The organism is Streptomyces sp. NBC_00576, assembly GCF_036345175.1.
Classification (GTDB): Bacteria; Actinomycetota; Actinomycetes; order Streptomycetales; family Streptomycetaceae; genus Streptomyces.
Genome location: NZ_CP107780.1, coordinates 10,411,610 through 10,427,493, shown reverse-complemented (window position 1 = coordinate 10,427,493; position 15,884 = coordinate 10,411,610). Strand labels below are relative to the sequence as shown.

The window sequence follows — 15,884 nt, the reverse complement described above, 5'->3', positions numbered from 1 at the left end:
CCTTTGCACGGAGCACGATGTGTGGCATGCACGGCGATCGATCGGGTACGCGCAGTCGGGAACCGTTCCATCGTCCGCAGCTCGAGGTTTTCGTGGGAGAGGTAACAGGTAATGGACACCGCCATGATCCGGTCGAAGGCAGAGGTCGTTGTGGACACCGCCGGAACCAGGACGGGTGACGCCCCACTGCCCGGAGTCCCGGAACCGCGAAAGGTGGCCCCGCGTGACGCGCGCGAGCTGTCCCGCCAGTTCTTCCAGCGCCTGTCCGAACTCGAAGAGGGCACACACGAACACCAGTACGCGCGCAACACCCTGATAGAGATGAACATGTCGCTCGTGCGGTTCGCCGCCGGGCGCTTCCGGGGTCGCGGCGACGACATGGAGGACATAGTCCAGGTCGGGATGATCGGCCTGATCAAGGCCATCGACCGGTTCGAGCTGTCCCGCGAGGTGGAGTTCACGTCGTTCGCGGTGCCCTACATCGTCGGGGAGATCAAACGGTTCTTCCGCGACACGACCTGGGCGGTGCACGTACCGCGCCGGCTCCAGGAGCTGCGCGTCGAACTGGCCAAGGCCCGCGAGGAACTGTCGAGCAGGCTGGACCGCGATCCGACGGTCGCCGAACTCGCCACGCTGATGAACCTGTCCGAGGACGAGGTGGTCGAGGGCCAGATCGCCTCCAACGGCTACAACTCCGCCTCCCTCGACGCCGCGTTGACCGGCGACGGACCCGACGACGGCGAGGCGGTGCTGGCCGACTTCATCGGGGTCGAGGAGCACGGGATGAGGCTGGTCGAGGACTTCCAGTCGCTGGCCCCGCTGCTCGCCGAACTCAGCGACCGGGACCGGGAGATCATCCATCTGCGGTTCGTCGAGGAGGCCACCCAGGCGGAGATCGGCGAGCTGCTCGGCTGCTCGCAGATGCATGTCTCCCGGCTGATCAAGCGCATCATCACGCAGTTGCGCGAGGGCATGCTCGGAGAGCTGGACTACGCCTGACTCGCCGTCTCACTACACCTGACTCACCGGTCGACCGGACCGTGGTGCCTCTCACCTCGCTCACTGGGTGCTCGCTCACTGGGTGAGGGGCAGCACGGCCCGGACATACTTGCCGACCGGCACCCGGCGGGCGGTCACCTCGGTGGCGAGTGCGTGGACGATCTCCAGGCCGTGCCGGCCGATCCGCTCCGGGTCCCTGGGGTAGCGGAGGGGCAGGGTGGCGCTGCTGTCGTACACGGACACCGTCACCGAGGTGTCCGTGCCCTCCAGTTCGAGGACGTACGGGCCGTGACTGTGCCGGTCCGCGTTGGTCACCAACTCACTGACCACCAGCACCAGTTCACCGTCCACACGGGTGTCGCCCGAAGCGCACCAGTCTTTCCTCAACTGCTCGAGGAAGATCTCGGCGAAGGCGCGTGCCTCCGCGATGCAGCCCGGCTCGCCGGTGTAGTGCGTCGCCCGTCGCAGCGGTTCGACGGGCTTGTCGAAACCAGTCGGTGTCACTGCTCCGCCCAGGTGGTCGATCATGCGTTTCTCTCTCGGTGACCGGTCCGGCAGTACCCGGCCGCACCACTGCACGTACCCCGAGCCGCGCGTCGCAGTCCCCCCTTCGAAGTGGCCTTCACCCCTGAGGGGACCTCAGGAGGACGGCGAGGTGGAGGCAGGCTGGGGCGTCGTGCCGGAAAGGTCGTCATCGGGTGGGGACTGAGGCGACCCGGCCGCCGAGGACGGGGGCGAGGAGGAGGGTGCGCTCGATGTCGGCGGGCACGGTGCGGCCGGCGGGCTCACGGTGGCCGGTGACGCGGGCGATGCCGGCGTCCCGGGCGAGGCGGCGGGCGAGGACACACACGGCACCGGTGACTGCGGCTGCAGCAGGCCGGGCTCCGAGGACGGGGGCTCAGAGGACGGGGGCTCAGAGGATGGGGACTCCGAGGACGTCGACTCCGAGGACGTGGGCTCCGAGGAGGCTGTCGAGGGTGTCGAGGGTGTTGACGAACTCACCGACGGGCTCGGCCGGTCGACCGGCGGGTCGGTCTTCTGGTCGTGCCTGCCCGTGTCGCCGTGGTGACGGTGGAACCAGTCGCCGCGGTCGGGGTCGTAGACCACGAAAATGTTGATGACGGTCGTCGCGGGCGCCACGACAACCACGTTCGAGGTGCGGTACGACGGCCACGCGTCGCCCCTGGGACGCGGGGTGCTCTGCTGTCGTACCGGGTCGGCAAGCGGGTTGCCGCAGGCGCAGCGCACGCGCGGCCGCCCCCGGTCGTCGACGAGGACGGCCGTGCCGGTCTGCAGGACGGCCTGGTAGCTGGTGGCGGCGCCGTCACGGTAGCCGTGGTTGGTGACGCGCGTGTCCATGCGGAGCTGTACGGGGGTGAGTGCGCGCAGATACGCGGGGACGCCGGCCGGCTGGAGGCCGAGGACCGACGCGAACGCCCCGTTCTTCGCGGGGGCCGCCCGGAGCACCCTGATCTGCTTCTCCACGTCGCAGCTGGCGACCTTGCGGGTGCCGCCGTACAGGCCCGCCGCGCCGCCGTCCACGCGCCGTACGACGTTCGCGGTGGCTGTTTCCGAGGCCGAGGCCGTGGCGGTGGGGGTGGCGGCCGGCGGGGCGGAGCTGTCCCTGGCCGTGGACTCGGTGAAGGGGTCGGGTCCCGACTTGTCCGCGGCCTGGAGGAAGATCTCGCCGCCCGCCCGGTCTGAGGTGCCGTCGGAGCGGGTGAGAACGACGATCAGGGCCACGGCGGCCAGGACCGTGGTGGCGAGCACCGCGATACGGGGCACCGACCTCCACCAGGGCCGTCCGCGCTCGGGCCCGGGTCCCGTGCCGGACCCGCCGCCCGCGCCCCCTGCTCCCCCTCCCCCGTCTCCCCTGTCTCCGCCGTCTGCCGGCGGCTGGGACGGGGGCCCCGCGGGCGGCTGAGAGGGGCCCGACAGGGGGCCGGAGGGCGGTCCTGTGGGGCGGTCGGAGGACGGCTGTTCGATGCTCACGGGCTCTTCTTCCGACGTGGGCTCCTGCGGCATCCACCCCGATTTCTACCGCTTTCTTCCACAACGTGCCCATTGTGTGCCCTGGTACCGGGTCACCCGCAAGCGGACGCTCTCGCTCCTCCCGACAGGCGCACCGTCCGCGTGCTGCTTAGCGTGGCAGGGTGAGTACGCGAACCCCCGCTCCTGTGCCGGTCCTCGCCGAGGAGCGGACCGCCTCCCGGCACGGCTGGGCACAGGCCCTGGCCGCGGTGCTGGCCGCACTGGGCGCCATGGTGCTGGCCGCCGGGCTGGGGCTGTGGGCTGCCGGTGCGGGCGATCTACCGGACGGCGCGTTCCCCCGCGTCGTCGCGGCAACCGTCGTGACGGCGGTCGGCGGGAGCATCGAACTCACGGGCGACGCCGGAGACCTCGCCGAGACAGCGGGCGACCTCACCGTGATGCCGCTGTCGGTGACCCTGGTCGGGGCGCTGGTGACCGGCGCGGGCTTTCTGCGCCCGCTGCGGCACCGGGCCGTCGCCGGGGCGCCGGAGCTGGCCGGGTGGGCCGCGCGCGTCGCCGTCCTGTGGGTGCTGGGCCTGGCCGGTCTGGCGTTCGCGGCCCGCCAGACCTTCGCGGTCTCGCTGGGCAACGGAACACTCGCCGACATCGGCGACATCTTCGGCGCCGCACCGAGAATCGGCTTCGCGGCGGACGTACCGCTGACACTCCTCGCGGGCGTGCTGTGGCTCGCGGGGGTACTGGCGCTGGCCCTGCTGGTCTCGCGCGGGGCCCCGCTGCCGGCGCGGCTGCTGCGCTTCCAGGAGTCGGTGCGCCCGGCCGCGTACGCCATGGTCGTGCTGCTGCTCGCCTTCGTGGCCCTGGGGACCGTGATCGGGCTCGTCGTGGCGGTGACGCGCGGGGAGCCCGCGCAGTCGCTCGCGCTGGTGCTGCTGGGCATGCCGAACGTGACCTGGCTCGCCCTCACCACCGGCCTGGGCGCCACCTGGGAGGGGCGCGTCGACGGTCCCTTCGGGCTGCCGATGCCGCACGTCCTCGACGAGGTGCTGCGCACCTCCGACACCGCCGCGCTCAACCTGAACACCCTCTCCGGGCACGACGGCAGGGTGTGGTGGCTGTTGGTCGCCGACGTCGTGCTGCTGCTTGCCGCGGCGTTCCTGATGGCGGCGCGTTCACCGGCCCGGGTGCGGGCCTGGCAGCACGCCGTGCACATGGCGGTCGCGCTCGCGCTGACGGTCCTGATGATCTGCCTGATCGGCCGGATCTCCGCCCGCTACGGCCTGTCCGTGCTCGGCATCGGCGACCTCGGCGGCAACCTTTCCGGCAGCCTGTTCCTACGCCCCCGACTGTGGGGCGCGCTCGGCCTCGCGTTGCTGTGGGGGCTGGTCACCGGATTCCTGGGGGCGCTGCCGGCCCGGCTGGTGCACCGGCGGGGCGAGGTCGAAAACCGCTAGTCGAGGGTCCGACACCGTGGGAGCGTGGCCCCAGTACGTTGAGTGTCGAAGACCGGCTGGCCGTCACGGAGTTGATCGCGCTGCACGGTCACCTCGTCGACGAAGGACACCTCGACCGCACGGCGGAGGTGTTCACCCCGGACGTGGTGTACGACCTCTCCGACTTCGGCCAGGACCGGGTCACCGGCCTCGTCGCGCTCACGGACGCGGCACTCGCCCTCGGCGCGGCGAATCCCGTGGCCCACCACGTCACGAACGTGGTCGTCACCGAGACGACCGACGGCCAGGTCCACGCCCGCTCCAAGGGACTGGGAGTCATGGCCGACGGCAACTGCGGCTCGGTGACGTACGACGACACGGTGGTGCGGGTCGACGGGGGCTGGCGCATCTCGTACCGGAAGGTGTCCGCGCGACGGGTGCCGTTGGGCGGGCTCGGGCGGCCGTAGGACCAACCGCACGTCGCCCAGGGCCGGTTACCCCGACCGCCGGTGGCCCTCCCGGGTGAACACCGGGCGGGCCCAGACCGGTGGCCGCGGTGGCCCTTCCTCGCCCGACCCGGACGACCGGACCATCTGCGTGGGTGTGTGGCCCGCGTGCACGGCTCCTGTCGAGGCCGCGCGGAGGGCGGCGACGAAGTCGAGGCAGGAGTCGTAGCGGTCGTCGGGGCTCTTGGCGAGGGCCTTCGCGAACACCGGGTCGACGGCGGCGGGGAGTTCGGGGCGCTGCTCGGTCACAGGCGGGGGCTGGTCGTACTGGTGGGCCCACAACAGGGCCATGTCGTCGTCGCGTTGGAAGGGCGGGCGGCCCGTCAGGGTCTCGTGGACGACGCAGGCGAAGCCGTAGACGTCGCAGCGGCCGTCGACCGGGCGCCCCGAGATCTGCTCGGGAGCCACGTAGTCGAGGGTGCCGACGAACTGGCCGACGGTCGTGAAGCCGGTGAGTGACAGCGACTTCTTGGTCAGGCCGAAGTCGGTGAGGTAGACGTGCTCGGGGTGGTCGGTGTCGGTGCCCCGGGCGACCAGGATGTTGCCGGGTTTGACGTCCCGGTGGACCAGGCCGTGGTCGTGGGCGGCGTCGAGCGCCGAGGCCACCTGGGCGGCGATGCGGAGGGCGTCGGGGAGCGGCAACGGGCCCTTGTTGTCGAGGAGATGACGCAGGTCGCTGCCGGCGACGTACCGCATGGCGATGTAGAGGATGCCGTCCGTCTCGTCGGCCTCGAAGACCGGGACGATGTGCGGATGGTCGATCGCGGCGGCCACCCGGGACTCGTGGGTGAAGCGTTTGCGGAAGGTGTCGTTGCGGGCGAGTTCGGGGGCGAGGAGTTTCAGGGCGACAGTGCGGTCGAGCCGCAGGTCCCGGGCCCGGTAGACCACGGCCATGCCACCGCGGCCGATCTCCTCCTCGACGCGGTAGCCGGCGATCTGCTTCCCGAGCAGGTCGGAGGGTCGTCCCGCGTGCGACCGCGTGTCGTGGTCCGGGTCGCGCGCCATCAGCCGCCACCGTCTGCACTGCCGATGCCGCCGTCCCTGACGATCTGGGTGGGCGCGTGACCCAGGTCGGGCACCACCTGGGTCGGCTCCCGGGCGGAGGTCGCGGGTTCCCGGTCGGCGGCGTACGTGCTCACCCGGGTGCCGTCGGTGTACACCCAGCGCTCGTGCTCGGCGTCGTACAGCCACACGGACTCGCCGTCGACGACGATCCCGATGCGCTGTCCGTGCGTGCGGTCCCGGAACGACTCCCCGTCGAGTGCGCCCCCGGTCAGCTCCTCCACGGCGCCGCGGTACCGGGCCAGCGCCTGTTCCGCGCGGGCCAGCAGTGGGCGTGGGTCGGCGGTGCGGGCGAGCGGGGCGCCGGCGGCGGGCGGGTCCTGCGGTACGGCGACCAGGAGCCGCCCGTCGACCCAGGCGGACCAGCCGTTCGCGCACCGGACGTGCCCCCAGTCGCCACGCCGTTCGACCAGCTCGACCGGCAGCAGCGCGTCGAGCGGCACGGTGGGCCGGGACGGGTCAGGCTCCTCCCAGGTGGCCAGGCCGTCCTGCGGGACGACGTGCGTGGGCCGGAACCCGGAGATGCGGAATCCGGGGGACGTCATCTCACCCACCCCCTCTACTTCCGCATGACAGCCGGTTCGTGCCGCCGCAGCAGCCGCAGGACCATGTACCCGAACGCCACCGAGAGCACGACCAGCATGCCCGCGTTGAGCAGCCAGACCCAGGCCGAGTGTTCGAACAGCGGATCGGCGGTCAGTTCGCCCGGGACGATCCGCGACAGTCCGATCGTGCCCGCCATCGCGCCGAGCGCCCACCGCGAGGGCACCAGCCAGGAGAGCTGTTCGATGCCGGGGACGCCGTCGAGTTTGAGCAGGGCCCCGCAGAACACGACCTGGACGATGGCCAGGAGCACGAGCAGCGGCATCGTCACCTCCTCCTTTCGGACGAGTGCCGAGACCAGCAGGCCGAGCATCATCGCCGTGAAGGAGAGCAGCGCGACGGCGACCGTGAGTTCCACGAGGGGTGGCATCAACACCCCTTTCCCTCCGGGTGCGTTGAGGTCGACGCCGAGGAGGGCGACGAGGGTCAGCACGACGGCCTGGGCGACGGTGATCGTCCCGAGGACCACGACCTTCGACATCAGGTACGCCGATCTGGACAGGCCGACGGCCCGTTCGCGCTGGTAGATCACGCGTTCCTTGACCAGTTCGCGCACGGCGTTGGCCGCCCCCGTCAGGACGCCGCCGACACACAGGATGAGCAGCGCGTTCATCGCCGTCTCCTGGGTCAACTTGCCGCCCGCCAGCGCCCGGGCCATCGCGCCCATGACGAACGGCAGCGCGACCATGATGGCGAGGAAGGTGCGGTCGGCGCTCAGCGCGGCGGTGTAGCGGCGGACCAGGGTGCTCAGCTGGGCGCCCCAGCTCTGCGGCTTGGGCGGTGGCGGGGCCGCGTCGACCGGGCCCGGCCTCGGCAGCCGTGGCTGGGCGGTCGAGTTGACGATGTACTGCCGGTGGAACGGCGAGGCACGGTAGTCCCCCGCCCAGTCCCGTGCCTGGTCACGTTCGAAGGCCTCGAACGCCTCCGGCCACTGCTCGTACCCGAAGTAGGCGAGCGTGTCCTCGGGCGGCCCGTAGTACGCGACCTTGCCACCGGGCGCGAGCACGAGCAGCCGGTCGCAGACGTCGAGGCTGAGCACGCTGTGGGTGACGACGATGACGGTCCGGCCGTCGTCGGCGAGGCCGCGCAGCATGTGCATCACCGAGCGGTCCATCCCCGGATCGAGGCCCGAGGTCGGTTCGTCGAGGAAGAGCAGGGACGGTTTGGTGAGCAGCTCCAGGGCCACGCTGACCCGCTTGCGCTGGCCGCCGGAGAGGCTGTGCACGGGCTGGTGGACCCGCTGTTCCAGGCCGAGTTCGCGCACCACCTCGTCGACGCGTGCGCGTCGCTCCGCCTTCGCGGTGTCCTGCGGAAAGCGCAGTTCGGCGGCGTAGGTGAGAGCCCCGCGCACGGTCAGCTGGGCGTGCAGGATGTCGTCCTGCGGGACCAGGCCGATGCGCTGGCGCAGTTCTGCGTAGTCGCGGTAGAGGTCGCGCCCGTCGTACAGGACCGTGCCGTGGTCGGCGGGGCGCTGGCCGGTCAGGGCGTTGAGGAGGGTGGACTTGCCGGCGCCGCTGGGACCGACGACCGCGAGCAGGCACTTCTCCCCCACCGGGAAGGACACGCCCTCCAGGAGCGTCTTGCGGCCGTGGTCGACGGCGACGGTGAGCTCCTGGACGTCGAGGGAGACCTCGCCGGTGTCGACGTACTCCTGGAGCTGGTCGCCGACCAGGCAGAACGCGGAGTGGCCGACCCCGACGATGTCCCCGGGAGTGACAGTTCCCCGGCCGACGGGCCGGCCGTTGAGAAACGTGCCGTTGTGGCTGCCTAGGTCGACGATCTCGTACGTCCCGTCCGGGTGGGCGCGCAGTTCGGCATGCCGCCGGGAGACGAGGAGGTCGTCGACGACCAGGTCGTTGTCTGGGGCGCGGCCGATGCGGACGGTAGGGGCGGACAGTGGCCGCACGGTGGTGGGCTGCCGGAAGGTGCCGGTCATGGCCGGCATGGAGACCGCCGAGGGGCGTTCACGGGCCGGCGGGGCCGGGGTGACGAGGACGGCTCGCGGGCCGTCGGCGGGGCTGCCGAAGCGCAGGACGCTGCCGGGTCCGACGTCCCGTTCGCGGACGCGCAGGCCGTCGGCGTACGTACCGTTGGTGCTGTTCTCGTCCTCGACCGTCCAGTGGTCGTCCTCGGGCCTGAGCACCGCGTGGTGCCACGAGACCCGGGCGTCTTCGATGACGATCTCGCTGAGCGGGTCGCGTCCGACGTGATAGTCGTGGCCCGGGCTCATCACCGTGGAACCCGTCGCCGTCTCCAGGACGAGTTCGGGCGCAGCCGGCGCGACCGAGCGGTCTACCATGCCCAGAATTCTAGCGATTCGTCCGTATATACGCCTGGTCAGCCCCAGGGGCCGGAAGCCCCGTCGGCTAGGCGACCGGTACGACCAGTGCCGGGTTGGTCCGCTGCATCCGCAGCGCGTCCACGGACTCGGCGAGCAGTTCGTACTCGGTGGTCTCGTCGTACGTGGCGATCCGGACGAGCCTGCCGGCCGCCAACTCGTCGGCGACCAGCTCCTGTTGGTACGGGTCCATGGACCAGGCGCGCAGCAGGCCGGGCACGTCGGGTGTGGTGGCGGCCACCGGGATGAGCGAGTTCGGCGGGAAGTACGGTTCGTCGGGCTGCGGGTCGAGCCGTTCGGCGATCCAGTTCGCGCGGTCCCGTAACCACCACAGGGCCAGCGCCAGGGTGGGCGCGCGATAGGTACCCAGCGGTACGCCGATACGTCGGCCCGCACAGACGCCGTACGCCGTGACATGGCAAAGGAACTCGTCGTGCACGATCTTTCCCCCGATCGCCCGCCGGCCGTGCCTCGCTTTCCCTGCGACTCACTCGCTGTACACATTGGTGCTGGTCACTCGATGGTCACTCAGTGGTGCACTGTTCTACCAGTTGAGTATCTTCACTATTGACACTCTGTCACCACGCCTTTCCAGCCAGTCTCCACGCATTCTCCTGGCATATTCAAGACAGGTATGGACCGGAATCCGACGGGAGAGTCTCTTTTCCTGCGACCGGATCCCCGGAGATTCTCGAAGATCATGGGATTCGCGATGAGTTTCAGCTTCCCAGTGGTCTCTTGAGCGAAGACCACTGGAAATGGAGGGCCCCATGGCCACCAGCGAAAAAGTCGACAAGATCGACGAGGAATTCACAGCAGTACTGCGAAAAAGCCCGGCACCCGGCGGCTGGACCTACCTGGTCTGGCCGGAATCCGTCACGTTCTTCGGCACCCGAGGCCTGGTCAAGGTCGGCGGGACGATCGACGGGCAGCCTTTCCGCAGCTCGTTCATGGCGCTGGGCGACGGCACCCACAAACTCCCCGTGAAGGCCGAGATCCGGAAGGCCATCGGAAAGGAAGAGGGTGCCACCGTGACAGTACGGCTGGCCGAGCGGTTCCGTTCATAACGGAGCCAGGAAGGACCGGGAAAAGATCAGGCCTTGATGATGGCGTCGATCCGGGCCAGCTCCTCGTCGGAGAACTCCAGGTTGGCGATGGCCGCGACGCTGTCCTCCAGCTGCCGCGGGCTGCTCGCGCCGACCAGGGCGGAGGTCACCCGGCCGCCGCGCAGGACCCAGGCCAGGGCCAGCTGGGCCAGGCTCTGGCCGCGGGACTTGGCGATGCCGTCGAGGGCGCGCAGCTGCTGCACCAGGTCCTCGGTGATCCGGTCGGAGTTGAGGAAGGGGCTGTCGCTCGCCGCCCGCGAGTCCGCCGGGATGCCGTCGAGGTAACGGCCGGTGAGCACGCCCTGCTCCAGCGGGGAGAAGACGATGGAGCCGACCTGGAGCTCGTCCAGCGCGTCCAGCAGGCCCGTCTCCTCCGGGCGGCGGTCGAGCATCGAGTACCGGGGCTGGTGGATCAGCAGCGGGGTGCCCAGGTCGGCCAGGATGCGGGCGGCCTCGCGGGTCTGCTCCGGCGAGTAGTTGGAGATGCCGACGTAGAGCGCCTTGCCCTGCTGGACGGCCGTGTGCAGGGCGCCCATCGTCTCTTCCAGCGGAGTCTCAGGGTCGGGGCGGTGCGAGTAGAAGATGTCGACGTAGTCCAGGCCCATGCGGGTCAGGCTCTGGTCGAGGGAGGAGAGCAGGTACTTGCGCGAGCCCCATTCGCCGTACGGGCCCGGCCACATGAGGTAGCCCGCCTTGGTGGAGATCACCAGTTCGTCGCGGTACGGGGCGAAGTCGGCCTTGAGGGCCTCACCCAGGGCGGACTCGGCGGCACCGGGCGGCGGGCCGTAGTTGTTGGCCAGGTCGAAGTGGGTGACGCCGAGATCGAAGGCGCGGCGCAGGATGGCGCGCTGGGTGTCGACCGTACGGTCGGGGCCGAAGTTGTGCCACAGGCCGAGCGACAGCGCGGGGAGCTTCAGACCGCTGCGTCCGGTGCGTCGGTAGGGCATGTCCGCGTAACGGTCGGTGTGTGCGGTGTACAACGCGACTCCAGAAGGGTTGGCACAGCGGATGTGATCATTGCTGGTCCCACTCTTCCCCCGCAGGCGGGCAGTGGTCCAACAGGAGAATCCGATGGAATTCAGCGGATAGGCTTCTCAATCATGGAGCTACGCCATCTTCAGCACTTCGTCGCGGTCGCGGAGGACCAGCACTTCACCCGGGCCGCCGAACGGCTGATGGTGTCCCAGTCGGGCCTGTCGGCCTCCATCCGTGCGCTGGAGCGGGAGCTGCAGACCCCGCTGTTCGTGCGGACCACCCGCCGGGTGGCGCTCACCGAGGCGGGGCGGGCGCTGCTGGGCGAGGCGGAACGCATCCTGACACAGGTGCGGGCGGCGCACGACGCCGTGGCCGCCGTACAGGGCGTGCTGCGCGGGACGCTCTCGCTGGGCGCGGAGCAGTGCATCGGAGGGGTCGATGTCCCCGGGCTGCTCGCCGCGTTCCGGCGGCGTCATCCGGACGTGGAGATCCGGTTGCGCCAGGCGGGTTCCGAGGCGCTCGCGGACGAGGTGACCGCCGGGCGGCTCGACCTGGCCTTCGCCATCCGCACCCGTGGGGACTCCGACCAGCTGCGGTCCGAACCCCTGAGCAGCGAGCCGATGACCGCGCTCTGCCATCCGAGCCATCCGCTCGCCCTCGCGGGGGCGGTGACGCCGGAGGAACTGGGCGGGGAGGCGTTCGTCGACTTCCATCCGGACTGGGGGCCGCGCCGCATCACGGACGAGGTGTTCGCCGCCGCGTGCGTACGGCGGACCGTGGCCCTGGAGGTCAACGACGTGCACAGTCTCCTGGACCTGGTCGGGGAGGGGCTCGGCGTCGCGGTCGTGCCCCGGCACTTCGCGCACAAGCGCGCGGCTCTCACCGCGCTGCCCGTGAAGGGCACCGGCGAGACGGTGTACGAGACGGTCGCGATGCTGCCGCCGTCCCAGGCCACGAGCCCGGCGGCCCGGGCGCTGATGAACCTGCTGGAGCGCCCGGACCGGCAGCGCTGATGCCGGTGTCCTGTTTCTGATGCGGCGGGCGTCGCGGTGCCTATGGTGGGAGGCATGCATGCGAAGGACGTTCTCATCGACGCGTACAGCCGGATCCAGGAAGAGGTGCACGCCGCCGTGGACGGCCTGTCGCCGGACGATCTCCACGCCCGGCCCGCCCCCGACGCCAACTCCGTGGCCTGGCTGGTCTGGCATCTCACCCGGGTCCAGGACGACCATGTCGCCGACGCGGCCGGGTTCGACCAGATCTGGCTGACCGAGGGCTGGGAGAAACGGTTCGGGCTCGGGCTGGAGCCCGGGGACATCGGCTACGGCCACAGCTCCGCGCAGGTCGCCCGGGTACGGGTGGAGTCGGGCGACCTGCTGCTCGGCTACTACGACGCGGTGCACGCGCAGAGCCTCACATTCCTACGTGGCCTGACCGCGGGCGACTTCGAGCGCATCGTCGACGAGCGCTGGGACCCGCCGGTGACTCTCGGCGTACGGCTGGTCAGTGTCCTGGCCGACGATCTCCAGCACGTCGGCCAGGCCGCCTATCTACGGGGACTGCTTCAGAGCGCGGAGGCGTAGCCCGGCAGGACGACGTCCTCGATGAGGGCGTTTCGCTCGTCGAACGGGATGAAGGCGCTCTTGACCGCGTTGACGGTCACCGTGCGCAGGTCCTCGACCGTCCAGCCGGCCTCCTCGACCAGGAGGGACATCTCGCGCGTCATCGTCGTCCCCGACACCAGCCGGTTGTCGGTGTTGAGGGTGACGCGGAAGCCCAGGTCGCGCAGTGCGGTGATGGGGTGCTCGGCGATCGACGTGGCCGCGCCCGTCTGGAGGTTGGAGGTCGGGCACATCTCCAGGGCGATCCGGCGGTCGCGCACCCAGCCCGCGAGCCGGCCGAGCTTGCCGTCCACAATGTCGTCGGTGATGCGGACGCCGTGGCCGATGCGCTGGGCGCCGCAGACCTGGAGGGCCTGGTGGATGCTGGGCAGACCGTGGGCCTCGCCGGCGTGGATGGTGAACGGCACGCTCTCGCTGCGCAGGTGTTCGAAGGCAGCGAGGTGGTCGGCGGGCGGGAAGCCGTCCTCGGCGCCGGCGATGTCGAAGCCGACGACACCGGCGTCCCGGAAGGCGACGGCCAGGTCGGCGGACTCACGGACCCGGTCGAACATGCGCATCCCGCACAGCAGCGTCCCGACCCGCACCGGGGTGCCCGCTGCGGCGGCCTTCGCCATGCCCGCCGCCAGGCCCTCCTGGACGGCCTCGACGACCTCGGGGAGGGTCAGGCCGCCGTTCACGTTCAGTTCGGGGGCGTAGCGCACCTCGCCGTAGACGACGCCGTCCTCGGCGAGGTCGAGGACGTACTCCTCGGCGGTGCGCAGCAGGCCCTCGCGGGTCTGCAGCACGGCGAGGGTGTGCTCGAAGGTGGCTATGTAGCGCACCAGGTCACCGGAGTTGGCGGCCTCGTAGTACCAGGCGGCCAACTCGTCGGGGTCGGTGGTGGGCAGGGTGTGGCCGACCTCGGCGGCGAGCTCGACCAGGGTGGCGGGGCGCAGGCCTCCGTCGAGGTGGTCGTGCAGCACGGCCTTGGGGAGGCGGCGGATGGTGGCGGTGTCGACGGGGGACGCGGTCATGTGCGGTGTTTCCTCGGCAGGTGGTGGTGCGGTGGAGTGGTGGAGTGGTGTGCTGTGGGTCAGTCGGTGGCGGGCTGGAGGAGGTCCCAGCGGTTGCCGTACAGGTCCTGGAAGACGGCGACCGAGCCGTACGGCTCATGGCGCGGCGCCTCCAGGAAGGTCACGCCGGCGGCGCTCATCCGGGCGTGGTCGCGGGCGAAGTCGTCGGTGTGCAGGAAGAAGCCCACGCGTCCGCCGGTCTGGTCGCCGACCCGGGCACGCTGGTCCTCGTCCTTGGCCCGGGCGAGCACCAGGCCGGTGCCGGTTCCTCCGGTGCCAGGCTCGACGACGACCCAGCGGGAGCCGTCGGGGCGCGGGGTGTCCTCGGCGAGCCGGAAGCCGAGCGCGTCGGTGTAGAAGCGGATCGCCTCGTCGTAGTCGTCGACGACGAGGGTGACCAGGGCGATGCGTCTCATGGGCTTTCCTCGGCCGGTGGTGTGGTGGGGTGGCGGCTGGTTCGGCCGACGCGCGAATCACGTGCGGTTGACGGGTGAGGTTATACGTAACACCCAAGGCGTGTCACCTTCGCACCCACACGTGTGATCTCCTCCGCATCCGCGGGGCGCGGGAACGATCGCCGGGGCGTGATCGTCGAGCAGGTGTGAACCGTGACCATGCCGTCGCAAGGGCCGGCCACCCCGTGCTGGGGAGCCTGGTCGCCTTTGTGCTGCTGGCGCTGCTCGCCGTCACGGTCGTGGCCCAGGGCGGCGGCACCCTCTTCGGCGACCGCGATCTGCTGGAGTGGTCGCTCGCCCACCGCCCGGACCTGGCCGTCACCCTCGCCCGGCTGGTGACCCACACCGGCACGGGCTTCGTTCCGTACGCCCTGGTCGCCCTCGCCGGATTCCTGCTCGGCCGGACCGCGCGGCAGCGGATCCAGGCAGCCGCCGCCTGCCTCGCCTGCCTGGTCACCGCCCAGGCCGTGCGATTCTCGGTGATGGCGCTGCTGTCCCGGCCCCGCCCCGACGTGGCGCACTGGGCGACGGACGCCGGCCACTGGTCGTTCCCCTCGGGCCACACCACCACATCGGCCGTCACCGCCGGACTGCTCGTCCTGGCCGTCTGGATACGGGCCCCGCGCGGCCGGCGCCTGATCGCCGCCGCGGTCGGCTGCTGGGCTGTGCTGGTCGGGCTGAGCCGGGTCTATCTGGGCGTCCACTGGTTCTCGGACGTCGTCGGCGGCTGGCTGTTCGCCGTGTGGTGGCTGGGCCTGGTGGCGTACGGAGTGGCGCGCCTCGCCCCGGACGCGTGGGCGGACGTGCTGCGCGGCGACGGAAATGTGCCGCGTGGGGTGCTGTCACCCGGCATACCGGGGCCGGGACCAGCGGCCGAGTTCACACGTGGCAAGGTGGAGATCGCGTCGGAGTCCGACTGCGGCGCACCACCACCGAGCGCTGCACTTCCTGGAGTTGACTGCCATGTCCGAGCTGCCGAAGCCGACCGGATCGCCCTCCCACCAGAACGTGACGTTTCCCAGCGCTGACAGCACCGCGCACGGATATCTGGCGCTGCCTCCGTCCAGCAGCGGGCCCGGCGTCATCGTCATCCAGGAGTGGTGGGGCCTGACCGACCACATCGCGGACGTCACCGACCGGCTCGCGCAGGAGGGCTTCGTCGCCCTCGCCCCCGACCTCTACGGCGGCAATGTGGCGCACGAGAGCGAGGAGGCGCTGCGCATGATGCAGGCACTGCCGGTGCCGAAGGGTGTCGAACTGCTCTCCGGCGCGGTCGACTACCTGCTGGCGCGACCGGAGGTCACCTCGGAGACGGTCGGCTCGGTCGGCTTCTGCATGGGTGGCGACTTCGTGCTCTACCAGGCCGCGGCCGACCCGCGGGTCAGCGCCGCCGTACCGTTCTACGGTGTGATCCGGGGCGAACTGCCCGACTTCTCGGGCCTCAAGGCCGAGGTGCTGGGCCACTACGGCGAGCACGACGCGAGTATCCCGGTGGAGAGCCTGGATCCGCTGCGCGAGGCCATCAAGCAGCAGTCCGGTATCGCTGCGGACCTGCGCGTCTACCCGGCCGACCACGCCTTCTTCAACGACGCCCGCCCGGTGTACGACGCCGAGTCGGCGGCCCGGGCATGGGAGAGCACGGTGCCGTTCCTGAAGGAGCGGGTGCGCTGAACGCGGGTGCCTGACGCGATGGTGGGCGGGCCCGGGGAGTTTCCCCGGGCCCGCCCAGACCCTCCCGGTCCGG

Annotated in this window: 17 protein-coding genes; 8 read left to right on the top strand and 9 right to left on the bottom strand. The window is 70.9% G+C overall.

Translation table 11 applies throughout. The features are described from left to right. Nucleotides 1–111 precede the first annotated feature (111 nt). On the top strand, nucleotides 112–999 hold the full coding sequence (locus tag OG734_RS45460) for an RNA polymerase sigma factor SigF (RefSeq protein ID WP_330293236.1): 888 nt from the start codon (nucleotides 112–114) through the stop codon (nucleotides 997–999). 75 nt (nucleotides 1,000–1,074) lie between these two features. Here OG734_RS45460 and OG734_RS45455 read toward each other — a convergent pair whose 3' ends face one another. Both OG734_RS45455 and OG734_RS45450 read right to left on the bottom strand, forming a co-directional pair. Further along, nucleotides 1,075–1,527: an ATP-binding protein gene (locus OG734_RS45455; protein ID WP_330293235.1), complete on the bottom strand. Its 453-nt coding sequence runs from the start codon at nucleotides 1,525–1,527 to the stop codon at nucleotides 1,075–1,077. Between the two features lie 111 nt (nucleotides 1,528–1,638). Then, nucleotides 1,639–2,991: a DUF6777 domain-containing protein gene (locus OG734_RS45450; RefSeq protein ID WP_330293234.1), complete on the bottom strand. Its 1,353-nt coding sequence runs from the start codon at nucleotides 2,989–2,991 to the stop codon at nucleotides 1,639–1,641. Between the two features lie 161 nt (nucleotides 2,992–3,152). On the opposite strand from OG734_RS45450, the gene OG734_RS45445 reads away from it, so the two are divergent. Both OG734_RS45445 and OG734_RS45440 read left to right on the top strand, forming a co-directional pair. Continuing rightward, complete coding sequence (locus OG734_RS45445; protein WP_330293233.1) at nucleotides 3,153–4,442, top strand: streptophobe family protein; 1,290 nt, start codon at nucleotides 3,153–3,155, stop codon at nucleotides 4,440–4,442. 38 nt (nucleotides 4,443–4,480) lie between these two features. Continuing rightward, nucleotides 4,481–4,888 carry a nuclear transport factor 2 family protein gene (locus tag OG734_RS45440; RefSeq protein WP_330293232.1) on the top strand — a complete coding sequence of 136 codons (408 nt, stop codon included), beginning with the start codon at nucleotides 4,481–4,483 and terminating at the stop codon, nucleotides 4,886–4,888. A gap of 27 nt (nucleotides 4,889–4,915) precedes the next feature. Here OG734_RS45440 and OG734_RS45435 read toward each other — a convergent pair whose 3' ends face one another. From OG734_RS45435 to OG734_RS45420, 4 genes are all read right to left on the bottom strand, one after another. Further along, on the bottom strand, nucleotides 4,916–5,932 hold the full coding sequence (locus tag OG734_RS45435) for a serine/threonine-protein kinase (protein WP_330293231.1): 1,017 nt from the start codon (nucleotides 5,930–5,932) through the stop codon (nucleotides 4,916–4,918). Beyond that, the gene (locus OG734_RS45430; protein ID WP_330293230.1) at nucleotides 5,932–6,534 is read right to left on the bottom strand and encodes a hypothetical protein; all 603 of its coding nucleotides are present in this window, start codon (nucleotides 6,532–6,534) and stop codon (nucleotides 5,932–5,934) included. The genes OG734_RS45435 and OG734_RS45430 overlap by 1 nt, the downstream gene beginning before the upstream one ends. 14 nt (nucleotides 6,535–6,548) lie before the next feature. Then, entirely contained in the window at nucleotides 6,549–8,891 is a 2,343-nt protein-coding gene (locus OG734_RS45425; RefSeq protein ID WP_330293229.1) for an FHA domain-containing protein, read from the bottom strand. 67 nt (nucleotides 8,892–8,958) lie between these two features. Further along, complete coding sequence (locus OG734_RS45420) at nucleotides 8,959–9,369, bottom strand: hypothetical protein (RefSeq protein ID WP_330293228.1); 411 nt, start codon at nucleotides 9,367–9,369, stop codon at nucleotides 8,959–8,961. Nucleotides 9,370–9,700: 331 nt separating this feature from the next. On the opposite strand from OG734_RS45420, the gene OG734_RS45415 reads away from it, so the two are divergent. Further along, the gene (locus tag OG734_RS45415) at nucleotides 9,701–9,997 is read left to right on the top strand and encodes a DUF1905 domain-containing protein (protein WP_330293227.1); all 297 of its coding nucleotides are present in this window, start codon (nucleotides 9,701–9,703) and stop codon (nucleotides 9,995–9,997) included. Between the two features lie 26 nt (nucleotides 9,998–10,023). Here OG734_RS45415 and mgrA read toward each other — a convergent pair whose 3' ends face one another. Beyond that, nucleotides 10,024–11,016 (bottom strand): L-glyceraldehyde 3-phosphate reductase, encoded by a 993-nt coding sequence (gene mgrA / locus OG734_RS45410; protein ID WP_330293226.1) that lies wholly within the window; start codon nucleotides 11,014–11,016, stop codon nucleotides 10,024–10,026. A gap of 120 nt (nucleotides 11,017–11,136) precedes the next feature. Between mgrA and OG734_RS45405 the strand changes: the two genes are divergently transcribed. Then, nucleotides 11,137–12,024, top strand: coding sequence for a LysR family transcriptional regulator (locus OG734_RS45405; RefSeq protein WP_330293225.1), 888 nt, complete (start codon nucleotides 11,137–11,139; stop codon nucleotides 12,022–12,024). A 54-nt stretch (nucleotides 12,025–12,078) separates the two neighbouring features. After that, nucleotides 12,079–12,594, top strand: coding sequence for a mycothiol transferase (locus OG734_RS45400; RefSeq protein ID WP_330293224.1), 516 nt, complete (start codon nucleotides 12,079–12,081; stop codon nucleotides 12,592–12,594). On the opposite strand, the gene OG734_RS45395 is transcribed toward OG734_RS45400, so the two are convergent. Further along, nucleotides 12,576–13,646, bottom strand: a complete 1,071-nt coding sequence (locus tag OG734_RS45395) for an adenosine deaminase (protein ID WP_330293223.1) — start codon at nucleotides 13,644–13,646, stop codon at nucleotides 12,576–12,578. The two genes, OG734_RS45400 and OG734_RS45395, sit on opposite strands and share 19 nt — an antisense overlap. A gap of 59 nt (nucleotides 13,647–13,705) precedes the next feature. After that, nucleotides 13,706–14,101, bottom strand: coding sequence for a VOC family protein (locus OG734_RS45390; RefSeq protein ID WP_330293222.1), 396 nt, complete (start codon nucleotides 14,099–14,101; stop codon nucleotides 13,706–13,708). A gap of 185 nt (nucleotides 14,102–14,286) precedes the next feature. On the opposite strand from OG734_RS45390, the gene OG734_RS45385 reads away from it, so the two are divergent. Beyond that, nucleotides 14,287–15,168, top strand: a complete 882-nt coding sequence (locus OG734_RS45385; protein ID WP_330293221.1) for a phosphatase PAP2 family protein — start codon at nucleotides 14,287–14,289, stop codon at nucleotides 15,166–15,168. Then, a complete protein-coding gene (locus tag OG734_RS45380) occupies nucleotides 15,104–15,811 on the top strand; it encodes a dienelactone hydrolase family protein (RefSeq protein WP_330293220.1) in 708 nt (235 codons plus the stop codon). The genes OG734_RS45385 and OG734_RS45380 overlap by 65 nt, the downstream gene beginning before the upstream one ends. Nucleotides 15,812–15,884: the final 73 nt, after the last annotated feature.

Coding starts and splice junctions, on each gene's coding strand:
- OG734_RS45405 (WP_330293225.1), top strand. CDS start 11,137: ATGGAGCTACGCCATCTTCAGCACTTCGTCGCGGTCGCGGAGGACCAG.
- OG734_RS45460 (WP_330293236.1), top strand. CDS start 112: ATGGACACCGCCATGATCCGGTCGAAGGCAGAGGTCGTTGTGGACACC.
- OG734_RS45455 (WP_330293235.1), bottom strand. CDS start 1,527: ATGATCGACCACCTGGGCGGAGCAGTGACACCGACTGGTTTCGACAAG.
- OG734_RS45380 (WP_330293220.1), top strand. CDS start 15,104: ATGTCCGAGCTGCCGAAGCCGACCGGATCGCCCTCCCACCAGAACGTG.
- OG734_RS45430 (WP_330293230.1), bottom strand. CDS start 6,534: ATGACGTCCCCCGGATTCCGCATCTCCGGGTTCCGGCCCACGCACGTC.
- OG734_RS45400 (WP_330293224.1), top strand. CDS start 12,079: ATGCATGCGAAGGACGTTCTCATCGACGCGTACAGCCGGATCCAGGAA.
- OG734_RS45395 (WP_330293223.1), bottom strand. CDS start 13,646: ATGACCGCGTCCCCCGTCGACACCGCCACCATCCGCCGCCTCCCCAAG.
- OG734_RS45425 (WP_330293229.1), bottom strand. CDS start 8,891: ATGGTAGACCGCTCGGTCGCGCCGGCTGCGCCCGAACTCGTCCTGGAG.
- OG734_RS45415 (WP_330293227.1), top strand. CDS start 9,701: ATGGCCACCAGCGAAAAAGTCGACAAGATCGACGAGGAATTCACAGCA.
- OG734_RS45435 (WP_330293231.1), bottom strand. CDS start 5,932: ATGGCGCGCGACCCGGACCACGACACGCGGTCGCACGCGGGACGACCC.
- OG734_RS45390 (WP_330293222.1), bottom strand. CDS start 14,101: ATGAGACGCATCGCCCTGGTCACCCTCGTCGTCGACGACTACGACGAG.